Source organism: Roseicyclus marinus (assembly GCF_036322625.1).
In the GTDB taxonomy this organism is placed as follows: domain Bacteria; phylum Pseudomonadota; class Alphaproteobacteria; order Rhodobacterales; family Rhodobacteraceae; genus Roseicyclus; species Roseicyclus marinus_A.
Window position 1 is genome coordinate 680280 of record NZ_AP027266.1, and the last position, 24849, is coordinate 705128.

Here is a 24849-nt window from a genome sequence, read left to right on the forward strand (position 1 = left end):
CACCCGGCACGCCGTCCGGGATCAGAGCGGATGGTCGCGTCCGTCCCAGGTTTCGAAACAGCCGGTCCGCGCAAGATCGAGCTCGGCAAAGCGCGCCATCAGGCCCGATACCGCCTCGGCGGTCGTGATCTCGGCTGTCGTGCCGCCCATGTCGGTCTGCACCCAGCCGGGGTGGTAGATGCCCACCGCGATCTTGCGCGGTTTGAGATCGACGGCGAGGTTGCGCCCCAGGTTCAGCACGGCGGATTTCGAGGCGCGGTAGATGTAGCTGCCGCCCGGCGCGCGGGTGTTCGATCCCATCTGGCTGCCGATGATGGCGATTTTCGGGGTCTGGGCGAGGGACAGGTTGGGCAGGAGCGCCTGGATGGTCAGGAAAACACCGGTCACGTTCACCGCGAAGGTTTCGGCCCAGAGCGCGGGGGCGAAGCCCTCCTCGAGCCCCTGGCCCTTGTCGGGATAGATCCCTGCATTGCAGATCAGGAGATCGATGGCGCGGCAGTCCATGCGCTTGGCGAAATCCGCGACCGAGGCAGGGTCGGCCACGTCGAGGCGGGCGGGCGGTTCGGCACCGCGCGCGGTTGCCGTCACCTCGGCGCCTGCGCTGCGATAGGCGTCGGCGAGGCCCTTGCCGATGCCGCGGCCCGCACCCGTGATCAGAACATGCATGGTCTTTCCCCCGTCACTTGCGCACCGGGGGTAACGGGGCTGGCATGAAATGCAAGGGTCCTGCTTTGGGGCGCGGCAAGAAGGGGGCTCTGCCCCCGTCGCGCCTTGCGCGCCTCCCCCGGAGTTTTTCGGCCAAGATGAAGGGGCCTTTGGAGCATGTCGCGCAAAAGTGGGAACCGGTTTTGCGCTCCCCGGACATGCGAATTCAAAAGAATAGAGAGCGGCGCGTGAATGCGGATGAACGCGATGCGCTCTAAACTTGATTTGGGGTCAATCGGGCAGGTGGCGGGCGGCTTCGCGGCGGGCGAAGGATTTGAGGGGGACGCCATGGGTGGCGAGCCAGTCCCTGACCCGCGCAGGGTCGCGTTTCGACAGCTCGCGCAGCCACCAGGCAATGGCTTTCTGGATGAACCATTCGGGGTCCGGTGCAAGGGTTTCGCACCATGCGAGGATACGGGTGCGGGCGGCCTGTTCGGTCACGTTGGGATGGCGGGATTTCGTGAAGGGCAGGGAAAAGACAAGGGCCGCGCGGCGCGTCCACATATGATCGCGCGTGACCCAGCTTTCGAGGTCGTCGAGGCGGGCCGGGTCTTGGACGAGGCGCTTCTGGCCCCCTTGCGCCACGGCATCGGCAATGGCCCAGCTGTCGAAATCGGGCACGAACCCCGCGATGCATTCCCATGCAAGACTATCATCTGGGCGCATCCTTGCCTGGATGAAAAGTTTGCCCGCCGCGATCCGCGCCTCGAAGATGTCGCTGGCCCAGAGGCCCTGGGCCAGCGCGACAAGGCCCCTTTGGTCGAGGGATTTGCGCCACCCCTCGGCCAGTTCGCCGGTCAGCGCGTTCGACAGGCCAAGGGTCTCCCGGCTCTGCTTGTGATAGGCGGTCATCTCGGCGGCGCGGGCCGGGTCGCCATGGGCGCGAAGCGTGGCGATTGCATCCGTCGGGGTCATCGGGGCCGCGCGATCTGCCAGTCCAGATGGGTGCGCACGCTGGGCCAATCACTGGCGGTGATCGAATAGACCGCCGTGTCGCGGATCGTGCCATTGGGCATCCTGAGATGCGCGCGCAGGATACCGTCGAGCTGCGCGCCCAGCCGTTCGATGGCGCGGCGCGATTGCTGGTTCAGGCGGTGGGTGCGGAACTCGACCGCCAGACAGCCCCAGACGTCGAAAGCCTGCCCGAGCATCAGGCGCTTGGCTTCGGTGTTGACGGGTCCGCGCTGCGCGGATGGGACAAGCCAGGTCGAGCCGATCTCGACCCTTGGGGCGGCGTGGTCGATATGCATGTAGGTGGTCATACCGATCGGCGCGCCGGTCGCGTCGAGGAGGGTGAAGGGGATTATCTCGCCCCTGTCCCGCAAGCTCAGGCGGCGGTCGATCTCGGCCACCATCCCTTCGGGCGGCGGAACGAAGGTGTACCAGAGCTCGTGGAGCCCGCCGGCCCTGACTGCCTCCGCAAGGGCTGTCGCATGGTCGGAAGAGAGCGGCACCAGGCGGACATGTCGCCCGGTCAGGCTCAGATCCGGCGGGCCGAGGCGGGTCATTCCACCGTCACGGATTTGGCGAGGTTGCGGGGCTGGTCCACGTCCGTGCCCTTGGCGATGGCGGTGTGATAGGCCAGCAGCTGGGCCGGGATCGCGTAGAGCATGGGCGCCGTCAGCCGCCCGGCGGAGGGCAGGGTGAGAACGGCGGCCGTGCCTTCGGATGCCGTGGCAGCGCCTGCGGCATCGGTCACGAGCGTGACCTGTCCGCCGCGCGCCATCACCTCTTGCATGTTCGAGACGGTCTTGTCGAAAAGCGCGTCATGGGGGGCAAAGACCAGGACCGGCAGGCTGCGGTCGATGAGCGCGATGGGACCATGTTTCAGCTCGCCCGAGGCATAGGCCTCGGCATGGATGTAGCTCAATTCCTTGAGTTTCAGCGCCGCCTCGAGCGCCGTGGCATACATGACGCCCCGCCCGAGGAAGAGGGCCGATTTCGCCTCGGCCAGACGGGTGGCGATGGCCGCGATCCGGGGTTCGAGCGCAAGGACATGGCGCATCTGTTCGGGGAGATGGCGCAGCGCCTCGATCTCGGCGGACAGCTCGGCCGGGGTCATCACGCCGCGTTGGCCCGCGGCATGGAGCGCCAGAAGCGCCAGAACGCCCAGCTGGTTCACATAGGCCTTGGTCGAGGCGACGGAAACCTCGACGCCAGCCATGATCGCCAGCGCCACATCGCTTTCCCGCGCGATGGAGGAGGTGCCGACATTCACGAGGCTCGCCACCAGATCGGCACGCCCGCGCATGTAGCGCAGGGCGGCGAGCGTGTCGGCGGTTTCGCCCGATTGGCTGACGAACAAGGCCAGCGTGCGCGGGGCGACAGGCGGTTCGCGGTAGCGGAATTCGGAGGCGACATCGACCTCGCAGGGCAGGCCAGCCACCTGTTCGAACCAGTATTTCGCGGTCAGGCAGGAATAATAGCCGGTGCCGCAGGCGACCAACACGATCCGGTCGAAGCGGGTGAAATCCAGCGCTTCGGGAAAGACCGGGGCGGCGCCCGGCGCGTAGCGGCCCAAGGCCTCGGTGAAGACCACGGGCTGTTCGTGGATCTCCTTGGCCATGAAATGCTTGTAGCCGGCCTTGTCGATCACGGCGGCGCGCGCCTCGATCCGCGTCTCGGCGCGGGTCACCGGAGCTTGGTTTTCATCGAGGATCTCGACGCCTGAGCGGGTGACGAAGGCGTGGTCCCCTTCCTCCAGATAGGTGATCCGGTCGGTGAGCGGGGCCAGCGCGATGGCATCCGAGCCCACGAACATCTCGCCCTCGCCATGGCCGATGGCCAAGGGCGATCCCTTGCGGGCGGCGACGATCAGGTCGTCCTCGCCCTCGAAGAGAAAGCAGAGCGCGAAAGCGCCTTCGAGGCGCGCAATGGTCGCCAGTGCCGCGTCACGCGGGGGCAGGCCTTCTGCCATGTAATGGGCGCAGAGATGAGCGACGGTTTCGGTATCCGTCTCGCTCTCGAAATTCGAGCCGGAGAGCTCGGCGCGGAGCGCGCGGTAATTCTCGATGATCCCGTTATGGACCACCGCGACCGGGCCTTTCTGGTGGGGATGGGCGTTTGCCTCGGTCGGCGCGCCATGGGTGGCCCAGCGGGTGTGGCCGATGCCGGTCTTGCCGGGCAAGGGGTCATGGACCAGCCGGTCGGACAGGTTGATGAGCTTGCCAACCGCGCGGCGGCGGTCGAGATCGCCACCGTCGAGCGTGGCGATGCCCGCGCTGTCATACCCGCGATATTCCAGACGCTTGAGCGCCTCGAGGATCAGGGGGGCGACCTCGTGGGTGCCGAGAATGCCGACGATGCCGCACATGGGTCTAGCCTTTCCTTGCCGCCTTGATCGCGCGCAGCCGGTCCATCAGCTTGACGGCGAGCCCCGGCTTGTTGACCTGTTTCGCCCGTCCCAGCGCCAGCGCGCCGGGGGGCACATCCTCGGTGATGACCGAGCCCGAAGCCGTCATCGCGCGGTCGCCCAGCGTGACGGGGGCGACCAGCATCGTGTCGGACCCGATGAAGGTGTCACGCCCGATGATGGTGCGGTGCTTCATCACGCCATCGTAGTTGCAGGTGACGGTGCCCGCGCCGATGTTGCTGCGCTCGCCCACGGTCGCGTCGCCGATATAGGTCAGGTGGTTGACCTTGGCCCCGTCGCCGATCTGGGCCTCTTTCACCTCGACGAAATTGCCGATGCGCGCGTCATTGCCGATCTCGGCGCCGGGACGCAGGCGGGCATAGGGGCCGATCACCGCGCCTGCGCTGACATGGCAGCCTTCGAGATGGGAAAAGGCACGGATCTGCGCGCCGGATTCGACCGTGACGCCGGGGCCGAAGACGACGTTCGGTTCGATCTCGGCATCGCGGCCGACCCATGTGTCCAGCGCGAAAAACACCGTGTCGGGGGCCTGCATGGCGACGCCATTGTCCAGCATTTCCAAGCGCTTGTTTGTCTGGAACGTGGTTTCGGCGGCGGCGAGTTCGGGGCGGGAATTGATGCCGAGCGTTTCCGCCTCGGGGCAGAGGATGGCGGTGGCGCTGAGGCCTTCGGCCCGGGCGAGCGCGGGCAGGTCGGTCAGGTAGTATTCGCCCGCCGCATTGTCGTTGGTGACCCTGGACAAAAGGCGCAGGAGCGTTTGGGCGTCGGCGGCCAGAAGGCCGGAATTGCAGGTGTCGACAGCCAGTTCGGCGGGCGTGGCATCCTTGGCCTCGACGATGCGCTCGAGCCGGTCGCCGTCGAGGATCAGGCGTCCGTAGCGGCCCGGATCGGCGGCGCGGAAGCCCAGGACCACGATGTCATGCGCGGCGCGCGCGGCCTGCATCGCGGCCAGCGTTTCGGGGCGAATGAACGGCGTATCGGCATAGAGGACGATGGCGTCGCCCTCGAAATCTGCAAGCGCATCAGCGGCTTGCAGGACGGCATGGCCAGTGCCCAGCTGCGGTTCCTGCCGGGCGCAGGTGGCAAATGGCATGAGGTCTTCGACGGCTTTTTCGACGGCTTCGGCGCCGTGGCCGGTGATCACGACGATGCGCGACGGCTCGAGCGTGGCGCCCGCGAAAAGCGCATGGGCGATGAGCGGCATGCCCCCCAGCTTGTGAAGCGGCTTGGGCAGGTCCGAGTTCATCCGCGTGCCTTGTCCGGCAGCAAGAATGATGAGGGCGATGGGCCGTGTGGCCTGCGGTTCGGACATGGGTCTGCCTGCTTTCTCTTGCTTGCGCCCGTTTTACCCATGGGCGGTTCCCGCGCAAGGCTGGGCTGCTTCACTTTGCTTAACGCCCTGTTACAAACGGGGGCAGAAACTTGCCGAGATCTTAACGAAACGGCCGAAACCTTAACGAAAGGCTACCCATGCGCTGCGTGATTTTCGACCTCGACGGAACGCTGGCGGATACGGCGGGCGATCTGATCGCGGCGGCCAATGCCGCGCTCGGGAGGATGGGCCATGCCCCGCAACTGGTCATGGGGGAGGATGACGGCGTGGCGCTGCGCGGCGGGCGGGCGATGCTGCGGCTGGCGGCCGAACGGATGGCGCTCGAGGATGGCGGCGCGATGGTCGAGGCGGGCTATCCGCTGCTGCTGGAAGCCTATGGCGAGGCGATCGACACCCACACGATGCTCTATCCCGGCGCGATGGAGGCGGTCGGGCGGTTGAAGGCGCGGGGCGTGGCCGTTGGCATCTGCACCAACAAGCCCGAGGGGCTGGCCGAGACGCTGTTGACCCGTCTGGGGGTGCGCGGGGAATTCGCGGCGCTGATCGGGGCCGATACGCTGCCGGTGCGCAAACCCGATCCCGCGCCGCTGCGCGAGGCGGTGATCCGCGCGGGGGGCGTGGTGGAGCGCTCGATCCTGATCGGGGATACGGTGACGGACCGCGAGACGGCGCGCGCCGCCGGGCGGCCCTGCGCGCTGGTCACCTTCGGGCCGACGGGGCGGGCGGTGGCCGATCTGGAGCCCGAGGCGCTGATCGAGCATTACGACGGGCTTGATGCGATCATCGACCGGTTGATCCCGTGACGGGCATTGACGACGCGGCCGTGCCCGCCAATTCTCGCACTATGGAAAAACCGGTTTTCACAGGCAAGTTCACCCAGCAAGAGCCGATCCCCGAGGCGGCGATCGAGGCTGCCGTCGCCGTGCTGCGCTCGGGGCGGTTGCATCGCTACAACCTGATCGGCGCGGAAGAGGGCGAGGTTTCGGCGCTGGAGCGCGAATTCGCGGCCTATACGGGGGCGAAATATGCCCTGGCCGTCGCCTCGGGCGGCTATGCGATGGGCTGCGCGCTGAGGGCTTTGGGCGTGGGCCATGGCGACCGGGTTCTGTCGAACGGCTTCACGCTTGCACCGGTGCCGGGGGCGATTGCGAGCGTCGGGGCGGAGCCCGTTTTCGTCGAGACGACGCAAGCCCTGACCATCGACATCGACGATCTGGCCGCAAAGGCGGATGCGACCGGGGCCAAGGTGCTGCTTCTGAGCCATATGCGCGGGCATATCTGCGACATGGATCGGCTGATGGAGGTGGCGCGTGCCCATGGTCTGCAGGTGATCGAGGATTGCGCCCATACGATGGGGGCGGCGTGGCGCGGTGTGCCGTCGGGGCGGCACGGGGTGATCGGCTGCTATTCGACCCAGACCTACAAGCACATGAATTCGGGCGAGGGCGGGTTGCTCGTGTCGGATGATGCGGAGGTGATGGCGCGGGCCATCATGCTGTCAGGCTCCTACATGCTGTTCGGGCGGCATGGTGCGGGGCCATCGGTCGATCATTTCGAGACGGTGAAATACGAAACGCCCAATGTGTCCGGGCGGATGGATCATCTGCGGGCCGCGATCCTGCGCCCGCAACTCGCGGACCTGCCCGCGCAGGTGGCGCGGTGGAACGCGCTTTACCGGACGCTGGAGGAAGGGTTGCGCAATCTGCCCGGTGTGCGGCTGATCGAGCGCCCGCCACAGGAAAGCATCGTCGGGTCGTCCTTTCAGTTCCTGTTGCCGGGATGGTCGGGCGAGGCGGTCCGCGCGCTGGTCGCGGCCTGTGGCGCGCGGGGGGTGGAGCTGAAATGGTTCGGGGCGGCGGAGCCTGTCGCCTTTACCTCGCGCTATGACAGCTGGCGTTATGCGCCGCCGCAACGGCTGCCCAGGACCGATGCGATCCTTGCGGGGCTGATCGACATGCGCCTGCCGCTGACATTCTCGGAGGCCGATGTGCGGCTGATCGGGTCGATCATCCGGGACGAGGTCATGGGGGCAAGTCGGGATGCGGTTTTGTCATGTTGAAGCGCCAGGATATCCGCTTCGTCTTGCGCGTGGTTGGCCAGAAATACGTGCAGCAGAATAAAGATGTTCCCTTTCGGAGTGTCGGTCCGTAGCAAATGTTGCGGCCCTTTGTATCCCGTGTACCAGGAAAACAGTAACGATGTCGCAAGGTGGTCTGAAATCGGTCTTCGAAGGAATTGTCTGGCCGGGAGGTGGTTCAGAAACAGTTTCCGGGTCAGGATCAACGGTTTCCTATACGCACGGGCTGCGTCCTCAGCTCGAAACGCTTTTGCGGGACCTTCGAATAAGCTCGATCGTGGATGCGCCTTGTGGCGATTTCAACTGGATGAGCAAGGTTGATCTGGGGGATGCGACCTATACCGGGCTGGATATCGCCGACGCCTTGATCGCGCGCAACGTGGAGCGTTTCGCAGGCGAAAAACGTCGTTTTTTCGTTGCGGACGTTACCACTGATCCTTTGCCTTCGGCCGATCTTCTGATGTGCCGAGATCTCCTGCTCCACCTGCCTTTCGCCAATATTTTCGACCTTTTGGCGAATGTCGCGTCGTCCGATTTTGCTTGGGTTCTCGTCTCGAATTATGTCAACGCGGAAAACAGGGACCTTGAAAAGGCCGGGCGCGCGCGGAAGGTCAATCTGGAACGCGAGCCGTTCGGGTTCACCTTGCCGCCGGAAGGGCGGAAAATCCCCGATTGGGTCAAGGGTTTCCCTGAACGGTATCTGTATCTTTTCCCGGGCGAAATTTTCCGTGCCCAGGCGCGCGCCATTCTCGAACGAAGGGACGACACGCTGCGACCGGTTGCACCGGCGCTCAAGCCCAAGTCCGCCAGACCCTCGACATCGGTCGATAGCCCACCCCGTCACTACAGCGCCTATCGCAATCGTTTTCCTGATCTACCCCTCGAACCCGTCATCGACGTGTCGCGCGAAAAGCTCGGTTTCTTCAGCAGCCACGCGCCACGGCTTTTCGAATACCCATGGGTTCTCAAGACGCTCGCCGAGCTGGAGACGCGGTCCTGTGCTGATTTCGGGGCTGGCGTATCCCCCATCCCGTTGATGTTGGCGCAGCGTGGGAATGTTGTCGCGACCGTCGACAGGAGCGAACGAACGGTCGAAGTGAAGCCCGACGCCACCCTTACCGAGTGGGGTTTTCTCGATTATGCGGCGCTCGACCCACGGATCGTGTCTTTCAACCAGAGCTTCGAGGCCGTGGACTTTCCCACCGCGCTTGACGCCATCTATTCGATCAGCGTGATAGAACATGTACCGGCCAAGATCAGGCGACGGATCTTTGCCCATATGGGCTTGTTGCTGCCCAAGGGCGGTCATTTCGTGGCTACGCTCGACTTGAAGCCGGCAAGTCTCGATCTGTGGAATTCGGACCGGCGCAAGATCGTGGACCAGGTCGGTCACGGCACTTTGCAGGACCTGATTGACGAATTATCCGTCAATGGCCTGAAACTGGAGCACCTTCAGATAGAACGAGAGCTGCCCGGTGCCGGAACGGATGTCGCGGCACTTGTCTGTCGCATGATGTGATCGGACCCCTGAGGCCCTTCAGACCAGACGGGAATTTTCCTTGGCGGCGCGCACGAAGTCGCGGAACAGCGGGTGGGGCGCGAAGGGTTTGGATTTCAGTTCCGGGTGGAACTGGACGCCGATGAACCAGGGGTGATCCTCGACCTCGACGATCTCGGGCAGGCGGCCATCGGGGGACATGCCGGAAAAGCACAGGCCCTGCGCCTCCAAGGCCTCGCGATACTTGATGTCGACCTCGTAGCGGTGGCGGTGGCGTTCCTCGATGGCGAGCGATCCATAGACCTCGGCCACCTTGGAGCCTTCTTTCAGCACGGCGTCATAGGCCCCGAGCCGCATCGTGCCGCCCTTGGCGTCCGTCAGCTTGCGCTTGACCTTGTGGTTGCCCTGCACCCATTCCTTGAGGTGGTAGACGACCGGCGTGAACCGCTTTTTCCCGGCCTCGTGGTCGAATTCCTCGGAGCCTGCATCGCCCAGGCTCGCGAGGTTGCGGGCCGCTTCGATCACGGCCATCTGCATGCCCAGACAGATCCCCAGATAGGGCACCTTGCGCGTGCGGGCGAATTCGGCGGCCTTGATCTTGCCCTCGGTGCCGCGTTCGCCGAAGCCGCCGGGCACGAGGATCGCGTCGAAGCCTTCGAGATACGGCGCCGGGTCCTCGCGTTCGAAGATCTCGGCGTCGATCCATTCGGCCTTGACCTTGACGCGGTTGGCCATGCCGCCATGCGTCAGCGCCTCGGCGATGGATTTGTAGGCATCTTCGAGCTGGGTGTATTTGCCCACGATGGCAACCCGCACCTCGCCCTCGGGGTTGTGGATGCGGTCGGCCACATCTTCCCAGATCGAGAGGTCGGGCTTGGGCGCGGGGCTGATCTGGAAGGCGTCGAGGACGGCCTGGTCCAGCCCTTCGCGGTGATAGGCGAGCGGGGCCTCGTAGATCGAGGCGAGGTCCTGGGCCGCGATGACGGCATCGGGGCGGACATTGCAGAAAAGCGCGAGTTTCTCGCGTTCCTTGGCGGGGATCGGTCCTTCGGAGCGGCAGACGAGGATGTCGGGCGCGATGCCGATGGAGCGGAGTTCCTTGACCGAATGCTGCGTGGGCTTGGTTTTCAGCTCGCCCGAGGCCTTGATGAAGGGCAGAAGCGTCAGGTGCATGAAGATGCATTGGCCGCGCGGCTTTTCCTGGCCGAACTGGCGGATCGCTTCGAAAAACGGCAGGCCCTCGATGTCGCCGACGGTGCCGCCGATCTCGCAGAGCATGAAATCGACCTCGTCCTCGCCGATGCGGAGGAAATCCTTGATCTCGTTGGTGACGTGGGGAATCACCTGGATCGTTTTGCCGAGGTAATCGCCGCGCCGCTCTTTCTCGAGCACGTTGGAATAGATTCGGCCCGAGGAGACCGAATCCGTCATGCGGGCCGCGACGCCGGTGAAGCGTTCGTAATGGCCAAGGTCGAGATCGGTTTCCGCACCGTCATCGGTCACGAAAACCTCGCCATGTTCGAAGGGCGACATCGTGCCGGGATCGACGTTGAGATAGGGGTCGAGCTTGCGCAGGCGGACGGTGAAGCCGCGTGCCTGCAACAGCGCGCCCAGCGCCGCCGAGGCCAAACCCTTGCCAAGCGAGGAGACCACACCGCCGGTGATGAAAATATAGCGCGCCATGTCGAAAGCTCTCCCGCGTCGGGTGGGGCTGCGATGCGTCCGCAACCCTGTCTGCCAATCCCAATACCACGGGATTTGAGAATAACCGGATTCGGCCCGGTGCTGCAAGCCGAACCGCTACATCCTGTGAGGTAAAGCGGGCAAAGCCCCAGATATACGAGGGTTTTCGCCTCAGTCGGTGCGCGGCGGCAGGGCCGGCGCATCCCCTGTGACCGGCGGCAAGAGCGCATCGGCGGGCGGCAGGAGCGAGCCGTCGGCGGCGGGTGCTTCCTCGGTCGTGCCTGCGCCCACGCGGTCGAGCACGGAGGACCCGGCGGAGTTCTGCGCGGCGATGATCGTCAGGGTGATCGAGGTGGCCAGAAACGCGATGGCGAAGGCCCAGGTCAATTTGCCCAGCGCCGTCGCGGCCTGCCGGCCCGTCATCACGCCGCCGCCGCCGCCCATGCCGAGCCCACCTCCTTCGGAGCGCTGCAAGAGCACGACACCGATGAGGCAGATCGCGAGGATCAGGTGCACGACGAGGATGACGTTTTCCATGGGCGGGGTCCCTTTGCGAGGCCGGGCTCGTAATTTCGCGTCTCTCTATGGGATGCGGCATGCCGCCGCAAGACCCGTACCAACAACCATAGCGCGAGTAGGGCTTTCTTGCGCAAGTATTTTGTTGCAAGTGAAGCGAAGGACCCGGCGGGACACGAATGTATACCGCGACTTTGCCGCGACCCGTGGCGGGATGCGATGCGCGGCGGCATGTCGCATCTTTCGACAAGGATGGCGTGGCGGGCGAGATGCCGCTTTCAACCCGGGCACGGCCCCGGTATAGCCGCCCGTGGCTTGAAAACCGGAGGACCCGCCATGGCCAATGTTGTCGTCGTCGGCGCCCAGTGGGGCGATGAAGGCAAAGGCAAGATCGTCGATTGGTTGTCCGAGCGCGCCGATGTGATCGCGCGTTTCCAGGGCGGTCACAATGCCGGCCACACGCTGGTGATCGACGGCAAGGTCTACAAGCTGAACGCGCTGCCCTCGGGCGTGGTGCGCGGCGGCAAGCTGAGTGTCATCGGCAATGGCGTGGTGCTGGACCCCTGGCACCTGGTGGGGGAGATCGCCTCGATCCGGCAGCAGGGCGTCGATATCACGCCCGAGACGCTGATGATCGCGGAGAACACGCCGCTGATCCTGCCGATCCACGGTGAACTGGATCGCGCGCGGGAGGAAGCGGCAAGCGCCGGGACCAAGATCGGCACGACGGGGCGCGGCATCGGCCCGGCCTATGAGGACAAGGTGGGCCGCCGGTCGGTGCGGGTGGCGGACCTGGCCGATGATGCGACGTTGCAGGCGCGGGTCGACCGGGCGTTGCAGCATCACAACCCGCTGCGGCGGGGGCTTGGCATCGAGGAGGTCGACCGCGACGCGCTGCTCGACAAATTGCGCGCCATCGCGCCCGAGATCCTGCCCTATGCCGCGCCGGTGTGGAAAGTGCTGAACGAGAACCGCAAGGCCGGGAAGCGCATCCTGTTCGAAGGGGCGCAGGGCGCTCTACTGGACATCGATTTCGGGACCTATCCTTTCGTCACCTCGTCCAACGTGATCGCGGGGCAGGCGGCGACGGGCGTGGGGATCGGGCCCACGGCCATCGATTACGTTCTGGGCATCGTCAAAGCCTATACGACCCGCGTGGGCGAGGGGCCGTTCCCGACGGAATTGACCGATGCCGATGGCCAGCGGCTGGGCGAGCGGGGCCGCGAATTCGGCACGGTGACGGGGCGCAAGCGGCGCTGTGGCTGGTTCGACGCCTGCCTCGTGCGCCAGACCTGCGCCACGAGCGGGGTCAAGGGCATCGCGCTGACCAAGCTCGACGTGCTGGACGGGTTCGAGACGCTGCGGATCTGCGTGGGCTATGACCTGGACGGCCAGCGGCTGGATTACCTGCCGACGGCGGCCGAGCAACAGGCGCGCTGCGTGCCGGTCTACGAGGAGATGCCGGGGTGGTCCGCCTCGACCGAGGGGGCGCGCAGCTGGGCCGATCTGCCGGGCGAGGCGGTGAAATACGTGCGCCGCATCGAGGAGTTGATCGAATGCCCGGTGGCCCTACTGTCCACCTCACCCGAGCGGGATGACACGATCCTTGTCACCGACCCGTTCGCGGACTGACTTAGACAGACCCGGAAGGGGCATCCATGGCGCTCAGCTACAAGACCCGGCGGAGGTTGTCGCTGGTCATCCTGATCTTCGGCCTGCCTGCCTATATCGCGTTGGCCTGGTGGATCATGAGCCTGTTCGAGAGGCCGTCGATCTGGCTGGAGCTGGGGATCTACACGATCCTCGGCATCCTGTGGGCGCTGCCGCTCAAGGCGGTGTTCAAAGGGGTGGGCCAGGCCGACCCGGACGCGCCGCCGCGCGAGTGACCACGGGCGCATCCATGCGAAAAGGCCCCGCAGGAGGATGCGGGGCCTTTCGCGTTTTCAGGCGCGCGTTCAGAGCGTGTCGGTGTCGTCCACGAGGTGGAAGGTGCCGTTGGGCAGCCGTTCGATCCGGCCCGAACGGATCAATGCGCTGAAGGCTTCGAGGATGTCCCGGCGGCGGATCGAGTTTTCCGTCGCCTCGGCGATCATGTCGAACAACGCGGTGCGGTCGAAGCTGCCGGTCCCGAAGGCATCGCTTGCATAGACGGCGGCAAGTTCGACGACGTCTTCGATCTCGACCGCATCGCTGTCTTCGAGGATTTGGGCGAACCGGTCGCCATGGGCCTCGAGCGTGGTGGCGGCAGCGGTTTGGGCAGGGGCAGCGGGCGCGGGCGCATCGGCTGCGGTGTCGGCAAGCGGGGCGGTCTTGCCACGGCTCATGATCATGCCTGCCCGCTGGGCAAGCTGCACGAGGCTGTTGGTCACCGGGCGCGGGCGTGCGGGGGCGGCCGCCTGCGGGGCGGCATCCGCAAGGCGCAGGGGCGATTGCGCCTGAGCCTCGGCAAGGCCCACGCGGCGCGGGCGGATCGCCTCGACGGGCGGGGCGGTTTCTTCGGCCTCGATCCGCTGTTCGGAGACCAGAACGAGCGGTGCGGGACGGGCATCGGCGGCCCGGCGTGTCACATCGACCCGGACGCGGCGCGGGCGCATGACCTGGGCGAGATCGTCACGGTAATCCGCCGTGCCGTCGCCGATGGTCGCCTCGTCCCCGGGGGACAATTGGCGTTCGGCGCTGCGCGCGGCGACGGCCGCTTTGAGGTGTTCGATATTCGCCCGGCGGCGGGACGTGTCGGCATCGGCCAGACGCGCATCCGTCGCATCGAAGAGGCGGTCGGCCTGATCGGTCTCAGACAGCAGGCGCAGATCGACGCCGGGTGCGGGGCTTGCGGCGGCGATTGCGTCTTGTGGCGCTGCCGTGGCGGTCGGGGCGCCCGTTGCGGCCTGCGGCAGGTTGCCCGCGCCGTCGCGGCGGGCCGGCTGACCCGGCTGCGGGGCGGTCACGGAGGCGATGGCCGCCGCGATGGCGGCGTCGTCATCGGTGGGCGCGTTGGCGTCATCGAAATCATCCTCCGCAAAGGCTGCGGGGGGCGTTGCGGTGGCAGCCGGTGCCGGTGCGGGGGCGGCTTGGGGCGTTTCGCGCACGATTGCCGAGGTGTCGTCGCCGGAAGCATCGGCACTGGCCTGACGGATCCGCGCCAGCCGTTCGGCGACGGAGACACCGTCCATCGCGGGCGTGTCGGCGAAAAAATCGTCCTCGTCTTCGCTCTCGCCCTGGGTGGTGTCGCCGTCATTTTCGGCGGCGGCGAAGATCGAGTGGGGCTCGTCTTCGGGCTCTGCGTCGTCTTCGGCCTCGTCGAGAAGGATCGGGTCGATGGCGGCATCGCGTGCGGCCGTGGCCGCGACGGATTGCGCATTCGTGGCGGTTTGGGGCAGGTCGGCGGCCAAGGCTGCGGCAACGGCGGCGAGCGTATCATCGCCCGCGCCCTCGCCTTCGACCGGGGCGTCTGCGGTGATATCGGCGGCAGAGGGGACGGGCGCGGGCGCTGTGGCTTGCGCGACCGGGATTGGGGCGGGCGGTGCAGGCTCGGCCTTGGTCTCCGCTATGGCGGCGGCGGCTTTGGGTTCATCCGACCGGGAGGCGGGGGGCGGGGCCGTGTCGGGCAGGGCGCTTTCGATGCCCGTGTCGGCATCCTGACGCGGTCCTGCTTGCGGCTGCGGCGCAGTGTCGGCCACGGCAGGCTGTGCCGGGGGTTGGGGCGCGGTTTGGGGCGCTGGGACCGTATCGGCGTGCTGGCGCAGCAGCAGACCGCTTTCCATCATCCGGGCCTCGACCCGGCGCTGGATGGCCGCTTCGGTGATGCGGTGCAGCATCTCGGTGTCCGGCGTGGGCGGTTCCGCCCCGAAAAACCGATCCTCTGCGGCGAGGTCGCGGAAGTATTCCGCAATGACCTTCATGGCCTGGAACGGGTTGTCGAACCCTTCCAGCGTGCAGGAGAAGGTGCCATAGGACACTGTAAGGATCTTGTTCGCGTCGCTCATGGGTCTCAACCAGTTCTGCTCGACCGGAGGGGCCGATTGTTCTTACCTGTAGTTCCTTGTCTGCCAAAGTGATTCCCCACAAACGCGTCGGGAATTGGGCGTTTCGGAGGAGAATTTTCCCAAAATGGGCGACAATGTGCCCTTGGACGCGCCGCTTTTTTCCTGTTCCGAGGGGGTGACCCTCGTGGGGGGAGGGCCGCTTGCCCCGGATGATCTGTCACAAGCATTGGCGCTTGCCCCGCGTCTGGTGGCCGCCGATGGGGGCGCCGTCGCGGCGCTCGATGCAGGGATCGTGCCAGAGGCGGTCTATGGGGACATGGACAGTCTGGGGGCGGCGGCGCGGGCGAGGGTTCCCGCAGATCGCATCCATGCCATCCGTGAACAGGACAGCACGGATTTCGACAAGGCGCTGCGCCATATCCGGGCGCCTGCCGTGCTGGCGGTGGGGTTCACGGGGGCGCGGGTCGATCACGAATTGTCCGTTTACCACGGGCTCGTGGCGCGGGCCGAGACGCGATGCATCGTGGTGGGGGCAAGCGATGTCGTGATGCATGCCCCGCCCAGGATCGCGCTTGACCTGCCGCAGGGCACGCGGCTGTCGCTCTTTCCGATGAGCGGTGTCACGGGGCTGTCGGAGGGGCTGGAATGGCCGCTTGCAGGCCATGCCTTTCATCCCGCGACCCGGATCGGCACGTCGAACCGGACCACGGGCGGGACGGTCACGATCACGATGGATGCGCCGGGGATGCTGCTGATCCTGCCGCGCGCGCATCTGCCCGCCGTCCTGACCGCCTATGGCGCGGCGTCACTTTGGTCTCGCGCATCGGGGACGGCTTGGATATGAAAGCCACGTGACAGATTGCCAGACAGGACCGGCTGCCCCATGACCGCTGCGCTCTCCCCCATCGACAAGGCCAAGTACATCGCCGCCCGCCGCGCGGTCGAATTCGTCGAGGACGGTATGCGGGTCGGTCTGGGAACGGGGTCCACCGCCGCATGGATGGTGCGCTGCCTGGGCGAGATGGTCCGCGAGGACGGCATCAAGATCACGGGCGTGGCCACATCGGCGCGCACCGCGCAGCTGGCGCGGGAGGTCGGGGTTCCGGTCAAGACGCTGGACGAGGTGCGCTGGCTGGACCTGACGATCGACGGGGCGGATGAATACGACGCCGATCTCAACCTCATCAAGGGTGGTGGCGGGGCGTTGCTGCACGAGAAGATCGTGGCGACGGCCTCGGACCAGATGGTGGTGATCGCGGATCTGTCCAAGCAGGTGGATACGCTGGGCGCCTTTCCCCTGCCGGTCGAGGTCATCCCCTTTGGCTGGCAGACGACCAAGGCGCTGATCGAGGAAATGCTGTCGAATGTCGACGTGCTGGGGCGGTCCGCCAGCCTGCGGCTGAACGGGGCCGACCCGTTCCGGACGGACGAAGGGAATTACATTCTCGACCTGCATCTGCGCCGGATCGCCAATCCCGCGCAGCTGTCCTTGGTGCTCAACCAGATCCCGGGCGTGGTCGAGAACGGCCTGTTCCTCGATATCTGCGACGTTCTGGTGATCGGCAATGCCGATGGCACGGTCGAGGTGCGCGACATCAACAACGGCACCGTCGAGCATGAGCGCATCGACATCACCGACCGCGAGAACCTGTTCACCGACAGCGCCGAATGACGCGGCTGGCCCGGTCGGGCTGGAATCGTCGGCTTTACCGTGGGATACCCGACGGGAAACCTCGGACGGATAGGGCGCATGCGGCATGGCTGATTTCGACTATGACCTTTTCGTGATCGGTGGCGGATCGGGGGGCGTGCGCGCCGCCCGTGTCGCGGCCGCCGGTGGGGCGCGTGTCGCGCTGGCCGAGGACAGCCGGCTGGGCGGGACCTGCGTGATCCGGGGCTGCGTGCCGAAAAAGCTCATGGTCTTTGCCAGCGAATACCGGGAGATGTTCGCCGATGCCCGCGCCTATGGCTGGGATCTCGAGGATGGCGCGTTCGACTGGACGCGGTTCTCGGGGCATTTGAACCGGGAACTGGACCGGCTGGAAGGGGTCTATCGGGGGCTTTTGGAAGGCTCCAAGGTCGAGATCTTCGACCAGCGCGCCCGGTTGGCCGATCCCCATAGCGTGACACTGGCCGATGGCAGCACGCGGTCGGCCAAGCATATCCTGATCGCGACAGGGGGGCGGCCGCAGCGGCCCGACATGCCCAATGCGCATCTGGGGATGGTGTCGGATGACCTGTTCCAGATGGAAAGCTTGCCCAAATCCATCCTGATCGTGGGGGGCGGCTATATCGCCTGCGAATTCGCCTGCATCCTGAACGGTCTGGGCGTCGAGGTGACGCAATTCTATCGCGGCGCGCAGATCCTGCGCGGGTTCGACGAGGAGGCGCGCGGCCTGATCGCGGACCAGATGCAGGAGCGCGGCGTGAACCTGCATCTTGGCACGAATATCGTCGAGATGGCGGCTGCCGATGCCGATCACCCGTCGGTTCCGACCGAGGAGGGGATGGGCCTGCCCGAGGTCGAGCGTCCGGTGCCGCCTGCGGGTGCTGCGGGCGGGCCCGTTTGGGTCAAGGCCTCGAACGGGATGGAACGGGTATTCGACGCGGTGCTGTTTGCGACAGGCCGCACGCCCAATACCACCGATCTGGGGCTGGAGGAGGCGGGCGTCGAGATCGGTCGCCGGGGCCAGATCCTGGTCGATGAATTCAGCCAGACCAATGTGCCATCCATCTATGCCATCGGCGATGTCACCGACCGGGTGAACCTGACGCCGGTGGCGATCCGCGAGGGCATGGCTTTCGTCGAGACGGTGTTCAAGGGCAATCCCACGCCGGTCGATCACGACCTGATTCCGTCGGCGGTGTTCACGCAGCCCGAATTCGGCACCGTGGGCCTGACCGAGGAAGAGGCGCGGGACCGCGAACCGGTCGAGATCTATTGCACGTCGTTCCGGCCGATGCGCACCGCCTTTGCCGGGCGGTCCGACCGGGTGCTGATGAAACTGGTCGTGTCCAAGGCGACGCGGGTGGTTCTGGGCTGTCATATCGTCGCGCCCAATGCGGGCGAGATGATCCAGCTGGCGGGCATCGCGGTCAAGATGGGCGCGACGAAAGAGGATTTCGACCGCACGGTTGCGGTGCATCCGACCATGGCCGAAGAACTGGTGACGATGAAAACGCCGGTTCGGACGGCTTGAATTGGCCGGAAAAACGCACAGCTTGCGGTGCAATCGGGGTAAAACACCCCATATGACATGAGACAGACGACCAGTGATGTGAGGGGAACGACGATCGATGGCTGGCAATAATGGCGGACCTTGGGGCGGCGGTGGCGGCTCGGGCGGTGGTGGCGACCGTGGCGACCGTGGCAACAACGGGCCGGGCGGTCGTCGTCCCGGTGGCGAGCAGCAGATCCCGGAGCTCGACGAGATCGTCCGCAAGGGCCAGGAACAGCTGCGCGTCCTGATGGGCGGGCGCGGTGGCCGGTCCGGTGGCGGCGGCAATGGCGGCGGCGATATGCCGGTCAGCCCGCGCACGATCTGGATCGCGGGTCTTGTGGCGGCGGTGGGCTTTTGGGCCTTCAACTCGATCTACACGGTGCGTCCCGAAGAACAATCGGTCGAGCTGTTGTTCGGTGAATTCCATGCGATCGGGCAGCCCGGTCTGAATTTCGCGCCCTGGCCCTTCATCACGGCCGAGGTGGTCAATGTCACCTCGGAACGGACGGTGGCCATCGGTGTGGCGCGCGCGGGATCGTCGAATGACGGCCTGATGCTGACCACCGACGAAAACGTGGTCGACATCGATTTCCAGGTGGTCTGGAACATCACCGATCCCTCGTTGTTCCTGTTCAACCTGCGCGACCCCGAGGCGACCGTGACCGCCGTGGCCGAAGCGGCGATGCGCGAGGTCATCGCGGCAAGCCAGCTTGCGCCGATCCTGAACCGCGACCGTGGTCTGATCGCCGATACGGTGCTGGAACTGACGCAATCGACGCTGGACAGCTATGACAGCGGCGTGAACGTGGTGCGTGTGAACCTTGACCGGGCCGATCCGCCGGGCGAGGTGATCGACGCGTTCCGCGACGTGCAGGCCGCCGAACAGGACCGCGACCAGCTGGAACGCCGGGCCGATGCCTATGCCAACCAGGTCCTGGCAGGCGCGCGCGGTGAAGCGGCCCAGATTCTCGAACAGGCCGAAGCCTATCGCGCGCAGGTCGTGAACGAGGCCGAGGGTGAGGCGAGCCGCTTCCTCGCCGTTCTCAACGAATATCGCGAGGCCCCCGAGGTGACGCGCCGCCGTCTCTACCTGGAGACGATGGAGCGTGTGCTGGGCGATGTCGATCTTGTCATCCTCGACCAGGAGGGCGGCGGAGCGAATGGCGTCGTGCCCTACCTGCCGCTTGACCAATTGCGCCGGAACCCCGGCACCACCACCACGACGGGGAACTCGAACTGATGCGCCGTATCACCTACATCATCCCCGTCGTCGTTCTGGGCGTCGCCGTTCTGCTCAGCTCGGTCTTTGTCGTCGACGAACGCCAGCGCGCGCTGGTGCTGCAATTCGGCCAGATCCGGCAGGTGATCGAAGAGCCGGGCCTGAACTTCAAGATCCCGTTCATCCAGGAGGTGGTCTATTACGACGACCGTATCCTGTCGCTCGACACCGCGCCGATCGAGGTGACGCCGTCCGATGACCGGCGTCTGGTGGTCGACGCCTTTGCGCGGTTCCGCATCATGGACGTGGTGCAGTTCCGTCAGGCTGTCGGTGCAGGTGGCATCCGCGCGGGCGAGGAACGGCTGGAAGGCATCCTGAACCCCACGATCCGCGCGGTTCTGGGTGCCGATGGCGTGACCTCGAACACGATCCTGTCGTCCGAACGTTCGCGGCTGATGGACCAGATCACCGCCGAGGCGCGGCTGCGCGCCGCCGCACTGGGGCTCGAGGTGCTCGATGTGCGCCTCAAGCAGACCAACCTGCCGATCCAGAACCTCGAGGCGACCTTCGCCCGGATGCGGGCCGAGCGGGAGCGTGAGGCGACGGACGAACGCGCCCGCGGTGAGGAAGCCGCCCAGCGGGTGCGCGCGCAGGCCGACCGGACCGTGGTCGAGCTTGTGTCCGATGCCCGCCGCGAGGCCGAGATCATCCGAGGCGAGGCCGATGCCGAGCGCAACGGGATCTTTGCCAATGCTTTCGGACAGGACCAGGAATTCTTTGAATTCTACCGGTCGATGACGGCCTATGAGCGGGCGCTGATGCAGCGCAATTCGACCATGGTCATCTCGCCCGACAGCGAATTCTTCGAATATCTCGGGGGTTCGGGTCTCGCCGTGCCCGCACCGGCCCGGTAACGGGGGGCGCCTTGGGACTGATCCTTGTTCTGGGGCTTGGCATGGTTCTCGTGATCGAGGGGCTGGTGTTCGCACTGGCCCCTTCGCGTCTGGAGGACCTGTTGAAGCTGATGAACCAGATCCCCGTCGAAACGCGCCGGTTGATCGGGCTGGCGGCGATGACATTGGGGGCGGTGCTTGTGTCCTGGGCCATCAGCGCCGGGGCGATGTGACGGGCGCCAGAGCGGTGGCTTCACGCCGTCGTGACGCGAATGTCACCCATGGGGGCCGCGAAAGGGATTGAACAGCGGGCCCCGCGATCGAATATCTTGGAACGAGGTCATCGGCCAACCGCGATGGCCTGCATGGCTTGACAGGAGGGAATTTCCGTGACGATCCAACAGGCCCAACATGCCCGCCAGCCACATCGTGCCCGTGCGCTGGCCATTCCACAAGACAATGCGGGGTCGGCCTATCGGCGGACCATTGCGACACTGATCGCCGCGATGCTTGCGCTTGCGACCGTCATGGGCGCGATGCAGGCCCGCGCCCAATCCGCGCCCCCCGCCACCTTTGCCGATCTTGTCGACCAGGTGGGCGATGCGGTGGTCAACATCACCACGTCGGCCGTCGTCGCAGGGCGGCAGGGCGGCCCCGGACCGATGGTGCCCGAGGGCTCGCCGCTCGAGGATTTCTTCAACGACTTTCTCGATCGCGGCAATCCCGAGCGCCCACCGCGCCGCAGCCAGGCGCTGGGGTCGGGCTTCGTCATTTCCGAAGACGGATATATCGTCACGAACAACCACGTGATCGAAGGCGCGGATGAAGTGCTGATCGAATTCCGCGAAGGCTTCACGCTGGAGGCCGAGATCATCGGCACCGATCCCAACACCGATATCGCGCTGCTGAAGGTCGAGGCCGACAGCGCGCTGCCCTTCGTGCCCTTCGGCGACAGTTCGGCGATGCGCGTGGGCGATTGGGTCATGGCCATGGGCAACCCGCTGGGACAGGGCTTTTCCGTCTCGGTCGGCATCGTTTCGGCCTCGGGCCGGGCGCTGTCGGGCACCTATGACGATTACATCCAGACGGATGCCGCCATCAACCGCGGCAATTCGGGCGGCCCGCTCTTCAACCTCGCGGGCGAGGTGATCGGCGTGAACACCGCCATCCTGTCGCCCACGGGCGGCTCCATCGGGATCGGTTTCGCCATGTCCTCGGATGTGGTGACCAACGTGGTCGACCAGCTGCGCGAATTCGGCGAGACGCGGCGCGGCTGGCTGGGTGTGCGCATCCAGGACGTGACCGAGGAGCTGGCCGAGGGGCTTGGGCTGGAACAGGCGCGTGGCGCGCTCGTGACCGATGTGCCCGAGGGCCCCGCGCTCGACGGCGGCATCGAGGTGGGCGATGTCATCCTGAGCTTCGACGGACAGGATATCGAGGATACGCGCGGCCTGGTGCGCATCGTGGGGGACAGCGCCGAGGGCGATACCGTGCGCGTGGTCGTCTTCCGCGATGGCGGGACCGAAACCCTGCGGGTGACGCTTGGCCGTCGCGAGACCGCCGAGGGTCTGGGCGCGACGACGCCCGATGGCGCGCCCGTGCCGACCCCGTCCGCCGAAGTGCTGGGGATGGAGCTGGTGCCGCTGACCGATGAGCTGCGCCAACAGCTCGGCGCGCAGGGCGTGGCGAATGGCCTGGTGATCGAAACCGTCGATCCCGCCTCGGATGCCGCCGCCAAGGGGCTTTTGCCCGGCGACATCATCACCGAGGTGGCACAGCAGCCCGTCAGCAGCGTGGCCGATTTCGGCGCACGGGTGCGCGCGGCCAGCGATGCGGGTCAGAAATCGGTGCTGCTCCTGATCCGGCGGGCGGGCAATCCGCGGTTCGTGGCCCTCAGCCTCGAAGAGTGACCGCGCGAAAGCCGTTAAGGCGGTGAAAGCCATGACACGGGCCCCGGTCTAAGGACCGGGGTCTTTTTGCCTGATGCGTCAGCCGCCCGTCGCCGAGGCCAGTTCCGGGTTCCACAGCGACAGGCCCAGTTGCCGGGCGGCCGCAAGCGACAGGATCGGGCTGTCCAGACCCTGCGGCGCCTGGAAATCGCGCACCGCGCGTTCGGTGCGCCGCGTCATCTCGCCGTTCACCGGGCCATTGTAGAACCCGCGCGCGGCAAGCGCCCGTTGCAAGGAGGTGATGAAGGCGGGGTCGCGCACCTGGATCTCGCAAGGCACCTCGAACCACAATTCGCGACGCTCCCGCACGATGCGCTGCTGGCTTTCGCTGACGAAGATCGCAGGTTCCAGAACGCGCCCGTCGCTGGTCAGTTGCGGGGGCTGGATCATCACCTGTTCGGTCACCGTCTCGATCACGGCGGGAGTGGATTGCTGGCCGTAACAGGCCATCGGATCGGCATTGGGCGGGCCTGCACCGCGCATGACCTCGATCGCGCTGTCGCCTGCCGTCATCGGATCGGCAAAGGCGCTGCGTTCGGCGGCTGGACCGCAGGCCGACAGGGCCAGAAGCCCGGGAATCAGGAACAGGAGACGCATCTGGATGACTGCTCGCCGCGCTTTGGCTGTCTTGTTGCAGATCAAGATAGCCGGTTTTGCCCTTTTGCGAAAGCGTGCTGTCGCTCAGGGCTGATCGGCGGCGCGTGTCGGCTCATGCAGCCGCACCAGGTCGTCGAGCAGGGGAGACAGATCCTCCACCGTTTCGGCGACCACATGGGTCACCCCCGATTGTCGCTGCACCCGCCCCGTGACGCGCAACAGCCGCCCCGCGATCACCGCCCGGCGGAAGCGCTGGTAGATGGCTTGCCAGATCACCACGTTGCAGGTGGAAAATTCATCCTCCAGCGTGACGAAGATCACCCCCTTGGCCGTGCCGGGCCGCTGGCGCACCAGGACAAGCCCCGCCACCGCCACCCGCGCCCCTTCGGGCGGCAGGTGCAGCAGGTGATGCGGCAGGCAGGCCGGCGGTCTGGGCCAATCGGGGGGGCGCGTGGCGGGTTCCATGGGAACAAATGTAGAACATGTGGCGCGCGGCGCAAGCCGTCCAATTCGGGCTGGAAAGCGGGCCGCCCGCGTATTACCTGACTGCCGACACCAGACCCATATCGTCAGAACAGGGAACCAGATGGCCAGGATCACCTATATCGAGCACAACGGAACCGAACATGTCGTGGACGTGCCCAACGGCCTGACCGTGATGGAAGGCGCGCGCGACAACAACATTCCGGGGATCGAGGCCGATTGCGGCGGGGCCTGCGCCTGTTCCACCTGCCATGTCTATGTCCATCCCGATTGGGTCGCGAAGCTGCCCGGGATCGACCCGATGGAAGAGGACATGCTGGAATTCGCCTATCAGCCCGACCCGAGCCGCTCGCGCCTGACCTGCCAGCTCAAGGTGTCGGATGCGCTGGACGGTCTCGTCGTCCAGATGCCGGAAAAGCAGATCTGATGCGCGGGGCGGCCGGGTTTGTCCTTGCCGCCCTGCTTGCTGCCACGCCCGCTGCCGCCTGCGTCGCGCCGCCGTGGTCCGAGCGGGCCATGGCGGGATCGCTTGCACGTCTTGCCGATCCCGGCCCCGGCCCCGTCGCCGCCTGGTTCGAGGATCCCACCACCCGCTACGCCCATGCCGTTCTGGGCGACGGGATCGAGGCGGGCACGCTTGCCGTGCTTCTCTCCGATGATCCATCCTGCCCCGTCGCCCGCCTCCCCCTTCCCGAGGCGGAGGTGTTCGAGGATCTCGCCCCGCGCCTTGCCGATCTCGACGGGGACGGGCGGGCCGAGATCATCGTGGTGCAATCCCATCGTGACCTTGGCGCGCGGCTCGCGGTCTACGGGGTGACGCCGGAGGGTGGGGACCTCGGGCTTGTCGCGGCGACACCCAACATCGGGCGGCCCAACCGCTGGCTTGCCCCGGTGGCCGCCGCCGATCTGGACGGGGATGGCGCGACCGAAATCGCCTATGTCGACCGCCCCCATCTGGCCCGCACCCTGCGCGTCTGGCGCTTCGAGGGGGGCAGCCTGACCGAGATCGCGGCCCTGTCCGGCCTGACCAATCACCGGATCGGGGAGGCCTTCATCACAGGCGGGCTGCGCGATTGCGGCAGCGGCCCGGAAATCGTGCTGGCCGATGCCGATTGGTCGCGCGTGATGGCGGTGCGCCTGGGCGCGGATGGGCTGAGCGCGCGCCCCCTTGCGCCCTTTTCCCCCGCTGCCATGGACGCGGCGCTGGCCTGCCGGGACTGACCCGTCCTTCATCTTGGCCCGAAAACTCCCGCCGGAGGCTCCCGCAGCCTGCCACTTGCGCCCCGCCGGGGTTGACTTCGACGCGCGCCGGCGGTCTA

At 66.3% G+C, this 24849-nt stretch carries 24 protein-coding genes; 14 read left to right on the forward strand and 10 right to left on the reverse strand.

The annotated features are described in order from the left end of the window. Window positions 1-21: 21 nt before the first annotated feature. The 5 genes from AABA51_RS03330 to glmU all read right to left on the reverse strand — a co-directional run bounded on the left by AABA51_RS03330 (window position 22) and on the right by glmU (window position 5390). Complete coding sequence (locus tag AABA51_RS03330; protein ID WP_338274390.1) at window positions 22-666, reverse strand: SDR family NAD(P)-dependent oxidoreductase; 645 nt, start codon at window positions 664-666, stop codon at window positions 22-24. A gap of 270 nt (window positions 667-936) precedes the next feature. After that, window positions 937-1620, reverse strand: coding sequence for a DNA alkylation repair protein (locus AABA51_RS03335; protein WP_338274392.1), 684 nt, complete (start codon window positions 1618-1620; stop codon window positions 937-939). Then, window positions 1617-2213 (reverse strand): GNAT family N-acetyltransferase, encoded by a 597-nt coding sequence (locus AABA51_RS03340; RefSeq protein WP_338274394.1) that lies wholly within the window; start codon window positions 2211-2213, stop codon window positions 1617-1619. Before AABA51_RS03340 ends, AABA51_RS03335 begins: the two co-directional genes overlap by 4 nt. Continuing rightward, the gene (gene glmS / locus AABA51_RS03345; protein WP_338274396.1) at window positions 2210-4018 is read right to left on the reverse strand and encodes a glutamine--fructose-6-phosphate transaminase (isomerizing); all 1809 of its coding nucleotides are present in this window, start codon (window positions 4016-4018) and stop codon (window positions 2210-2212) included. Before glmS ends, AABA51_RS03340 begins: the two co-directional genes overlap by 4 nt. Before the next feature lie 4 nt (window positions 4019-4022). Further along, on the reverse strand, window positions 4023-5390 hold the full coding sequence (gene glmU, locus AABA51_RS03350; protein WP_338274398.1) for a bifunctional UDP-N-acetylglucosamine diphosphorylase/glucosamine-1-phosphate N-acetyltransferase GlmU: 1368 nt from the start codon (window positions 5388-5390) through the stop codon (window positions 4023-4025). A 158-nt stretch (window positions 5391-5548) separates the two neighbouring features. Here glmU and AABA51_RS03355 point away from each other — a divergent pair, with 158 nt between their 5' ends. The 3 genes from AABA51_RS03355 to AABA51_RS03365 all read left to right on the forward strand — a co-directional run bounded on the left by AABA51_RS03355 (window position 5549) and on the right by AABA51_RS03365 (window position 9007). Next, window positions 5549-6214 carry an HAD-IA family hydrolase gene (locus AABA51_RS03355; protein WP_338274400.1) on the forward strand — a complete coding sequence of 222 codons (666 nt, stop codon included), beginning with the start codon at window positions 5549-5551 and terminating at the stop codon, window positions 6212-6214. 41 nt (window positions 6215-6255) lie between these two features. Next, entirely contained in the window at window positions 6256-7470 is a 1215-nt protein-coding gene (locus tag AABA51_RS03360; protein WP_338274402.1) for a DegT/DnrJ/EryC1/StrS family aminotransferase, read from the forward strand. 139 nt (window positions 7471-7609) lie between these two features. After that, entirely contained in the window at window positions 7610-9007 is a 1398-nt protein-coding gene (locus AABA51_RS03365) for a class I SAM-dependent methyltransferase (RefSeq protein WP_338274404.1), read from the forward strand. Between the two features lie 18 nt (window positions 9008-9025). On the opposite strand, the gene AABA51_RS03370 is transcribed toward AABA51_RS03365, so the two are convergent. Both AABA51_RS03370 and secG read right to left on the reverse strand, forming a co-directional pair. Continuing rightward, window positions 9026-10669 carry a CTP synthase gene (locus AABA51_RS03370; protein WP_338274406.1) on the reverse strand — a complete coding sequence of 548 codons (1644 nt, stop codon included), beginning with the start codon at window positions 10667-10669 and terminating at the stop codon, window positions 9026-9028. 171 nt (window positions 10670-10840) lie between these two features. Then, window positions 10841-11206 (reverse strand): preprotein translocase subunit SecG, encoded by a 366-nt coding sequence (gene secG, locus AABA51_RS03375; RefSeq protein ID WP_338274408.1) that lies wholly within the window; start codon window positions 11204-11206, stop codon window positions 10841-10843. A 315-nt stretch (window positions 11207-11521) separates the two neighbouring features. On the opposite strand from secG, the gene AABA51_RS03380 reads away from it, so the two are divergent. Both AABA51_RS03380 and AABA51_RS03385 read left to right on the forward strand, forming a co-directional pair. Continuing rightward, complete coding sequence (locus AABA51_RS03380) at window positions 11522-12817, forward strand: adenylosuccinate synthase (protein ID WP_338274410.1); 1296 nt, start codon at window positions 11522-11524, stop codon at window positions 12815-12817. A 26-nt stretch (window positions 12818-12843) separates the two neighbouring features. Then, window positions 12844-13071 (forward strand): DUF2842 domain-containing protein, encoded by a 228-nt coding sequence (locus AABA51_RS03385; RefSeq protein WP_338274412.1) that lies wholly within the window; start codon window positions 12844-12846, stop codon window positions 13069-13071. 69 nt (window positions 13072-13140) lie between these two features. Here the strand turns inward: AABA51_RS03385 and AABA51_RS03390 are convergent, their stop codons facing one another. After that, window positions 13141-15168, reverse strand: coding sequence for a hypothetical protein (locus tag AABA51_RS03390; RefSeq protein WP_338274414.1), 2028 nt, complete (start codon window positions 15166-15168; stop codon window positions 13141-13143). Window positions 15169-15304: 136 nt separating this feature from the next. On the opposite strand from AABA51_RS03390, the gene AABA51_RS03395 reads away from it, so the two are divergent. From AABA51_RS03395 to AABA51_RS03425, 7 genes are all read left to right on the forward strand, one after another. Beyond that, on the forward strand, window positions 15305-16012 hold the full coding sequence (locus tag AABA51_RS03395) for a thiamine diphosphokinase (RefSeq protein ID WP_338276417.1): 708 nt from the start codon (window positions 15305-15307) through the stop codon (window positions 16010-16012). Window positions 16013-16051: 39 nt separating this feature from the next. Then, window positions 16052-16840 (forward strand): ribose-5-phosphate isomerase RpiA, encoded by a 789-nt coding sequence (gene rpiA, locus AABA51_RS03400; RefSeq protein WP_338274416.1) that lies wholly within the window; start codon window positions 16052-16054, stop codon window positions 16838-16840. A gap of 85 nt (window positions 16841-16925) precedes the next feature. After that, entirely contained in the window at window positions 16926-18368 is a 1443-nt protein-coding gene (gene gorA / locus AABA51_RS03405; protein ID WP_338274418.1) for a glutathione-disulfide reductase, read from the forward strand. A gap of 97 nt (window positions 18369-18465) precedes the next feature. Next, the gene (hflK, locus tag AABA51_RS03410; RefSeq protein WP_338274419.1) at window positions 18466-19629 is read left to right on the forward strand and encodes an FtsH protease activity modulator HflK; all 1164 of its coding nucleotides are present in this window, start codon (window positions 18466-18468) and stop codon (window positions 19627-19629) included. Beyond that, window positions 19629-20522: a protease modulator HflC gene (gene hflC, locus AABA51_RS03415; protein ID WP_338274421.1), complete on the forward strand. Its 894-nt coding sequence runs from the start codon at window positions 19629-19631 to the stop codon at window positions 20520-20522. The genes hflK and hflC overlap by 1 nt, the downstream gene beginning before the upstream one ends. Window positions 20523-20533: 11 nt before the next feature. Beyond that, window positions 20534-20734: a DUF2065 domain-containing protein gene (locus AABA51_RS03420; RefSeq protein ID WP_338274424.1), complete on the forward strand. Its 201-nt coding sequence runs from the start codon at window positions 20534-20536 to the stop codon at window positions 20732-20734. Window positions 20735-21007: 273 nt separating this feature from the next. Continuing rightward, window positions 21008-22411 (forward strand): Do family serine endopeptidase, encoded by a 1404-nt coding sequence (locus AABA51_RS03425; RefSeq protein WP_338276419.1) that lies wholly within the window; start codon window positions 21008-21010, stop codon window positions 22409-22411. 78 nt (window positions 22412-22489) lie between these two features. Here the strand turns inward: AABA51_RS03425 and AABA51_RS03430 are convergent, their stop codons facing one another. Both AABA51_RS03430 and AABA51_RS03435 read right to left on the reverse strand, forming a co-directional pair. Beyond that, window positions 22490-23047, reverse strand: coding sequence for a peptidoglycan-binding domain-containing protein (locus AABA51_RS03430; protein WP_338274425.1), 558 nt, complete (start codon window positions 23045-23047; stop codon window positions 22490-22492). Between the two features lie 84 nt (window positions 23048-23131). Beyond that, window positions 23132-23512, reverse strand: coding sequence for an OB-fold nucleic acid binding domain-containing protein (locus AABA51_RS03435; protein ID WP_338274427.1), 381 nt, complete (start codon window positions 23510-23512; stop codon window positions 23132-23134). 121 nt (window positions 23513-23633) lie between these two features. On the opposite strand from AABA51_RS03435, the gene AABA51_RS03440 reads away from it, so the two are divergent. Together AABA51_RS03440 and AABA51_RS03445 are read left to right on the forward strand one after the other, a co-directional pair. Further along, entirely contained in the window at window positions 23634-23957 is a 324-nt protein-coding gene (locus AABA51_RS03440) for a 2Fe-2S iron-sulfur cluster-binding protein (protein WP_338274429.1), read from the forward strand. Further along, window positions 23957-24751 (forward strand): FG-GAP repeat domain-containing protein, encoded by a 795-nt coding sequence (locus AABA51_RS03445; protein WP_338274430.1) that lies wholly within the window; start codon window positions 23957-23959, stop codon window positions 24749-24751. The genes AABA51_RS03440 and AABA51_RS03445 overlap by 1 nt, the downstream gene beginning before the upstream one ends. Window positions 24752-24849: the final 98 nt, after the last annotated feature.

Excerpts from the sequence above, each read along its gene's own strand:
- AABA51_RS03445 (WP_338274430.1), top strand. The coding sequence starts at position 23,957 with ATGCGCGGGGCGGCCGGGTTTGTCCTTGCCGCCCTGCTTGCTGCCACG.
- AABA51_RS03335 (WP_338274392.1), bottom strand. The coding sequence starts at position 1,620 with ATGACCCCGACGGATGCAATCGCCACGCTTCGCGCCCATGGCGACCCG.
- AABA51_RS03430 (WP_338274425.1), bottom strand. The coding sequence starts at position 23,047 with ATGCGTCTCCTGTTCCTGATTCCCGGGCTTCTGGCCCTGTCGGCCTGC.
- AABA51_RS03390 (WP_338274414.1), bottom strand. The coding sequence starts at position 15,168 with ATGAGCGACGCGAACAAGATCCTTACAGTGTCCTATGGCACCTTCTCC.
- AABA51_RS03330 (WP_338274390.1), bottom strand. The coding sequence starts at position 666 with ATGCATGTTCTGATCACGGGTGCGGGCCGCGGCATCGGCAAGGGCCTC.
- AABA51_RS03340 (WP_338274394.1), bottom strand. The coding sequence starts at position 2,213 with ATGACCCGCCTCGGCCCGCCGGATCTGAGCCTGACCGGGCGACATGTC.
- AABA51_RS03385 (WP_338274412.1), top strand. The coding sequence starts at position 12,844 with ATGGCGCTCAGCTACAAGACCCGGCGGAGGTTGTCGCTGGTCATCCTG.
- AABA51_RS03435 (WP_338274427.1), bottom strand. The coding sequence starts at position 23,512 with ATGGAACCCGCCACGCGCCCCCCCGATTGGCCCAGACCGCCGGCCTGC.
- AABA51_RS03365 (WP_338274404.1), top strand. The coding sequence starts at position 7,610 with ATGTCGCAAGGTGGTCTGAAATCGGTCTTCGAAGGAATTGTCTGGCCG.
- hflC (WP_338274421.1), top strand. The coding sequence starts at position 19,629 with ATGCGCCGTATCACCTACATCATCCCCGTCGTCGTTCTGGGCGTCGCC.
- hflK (WP_338274419.1), top strand. The coding sequence starts at position 18,466 with ATGGCTGGCAATAATGGCGGACCTTGGGGCGGCGGTGGCGGCTCGGGC.
- glmU (WP_338274398.1), bottom strand. The coding sequence starts at position 5,390 with ATGTCCGAACCGCAGGCCACACGGCCCATCGCCCTCATCATTCTTGCT.
- rpiA (WP_338274416.1), top strand. The coding sequence starts at position 16,052 with ATGACCGCTGCGCTCTCCCCCATCGACAAGGCCAAGTACATCGCCGCC.
- gorA (WP_338274418.1), top strand. The coding sequence starts at position 16,926 with ATGGCTGATTTCGACTATGACCTTTTCGTGATCGGTGGCGGATCGGGG.
- secG (WP_338274408.1), bottom strand. The coding sequence starts at position 11,206 with ATGGAAAACGTCATCCTCGTCGTGCACCTGATCCTCGCGATCTGCCTC.
- AABA51_RS03425 (WP_338276419.1), top strand. The coding sequence starts at position 21,008 with ATGCTTGCGCTTGCGACCGTCATGGGCGCGATGCAGGCCCGCGCCCAA.
- AABA51_RS03440 (WP_338274429.1), top strand. The coding sequence starts at position 23,634 with ATGGCCAGGATCACCTATATCGAGCACAACGGAACCGAACATGTCGTG.
- AABA51_RS03355 (WP_338274400.1), top strand. The coding sequence starts at position 5,549 with ATGCGCTGCGTGATTTTCGACCTCGACGGAACGCTGGCGGATACGGCG.
- AABA51_RS03380 (WP_338274410.1), top strand. The coding sequence starts at position 11,522 with ATGGCCAATGTTGTCGTCGTCGGCGCCCAGTGGGGCGATGAAGGCAAA.
- glmS (WP_338274396.1), bottom strand. The coding sequence starts at position 4,018 with ATGTGCGGCATCGTCGGCATTCTCGGCACCCACGAGGTCGCCCCCCTG.
- AABA51_RS03360 (WP_338274402.1), top strand. The coding sequence starts at position 6,256 with ATGGAAAAACCGGTTTTCACAGGCAAGTTCACCCAGCAAGAGCCGATC.
- AABA51_RS03370 (WP_338274406.1), bottom strand. The coding sequence starts at position 10,669 with ATGGCGCGCTATATTTTCATCACCGGCGGTGTGGTCTCCTCGCTTGGC.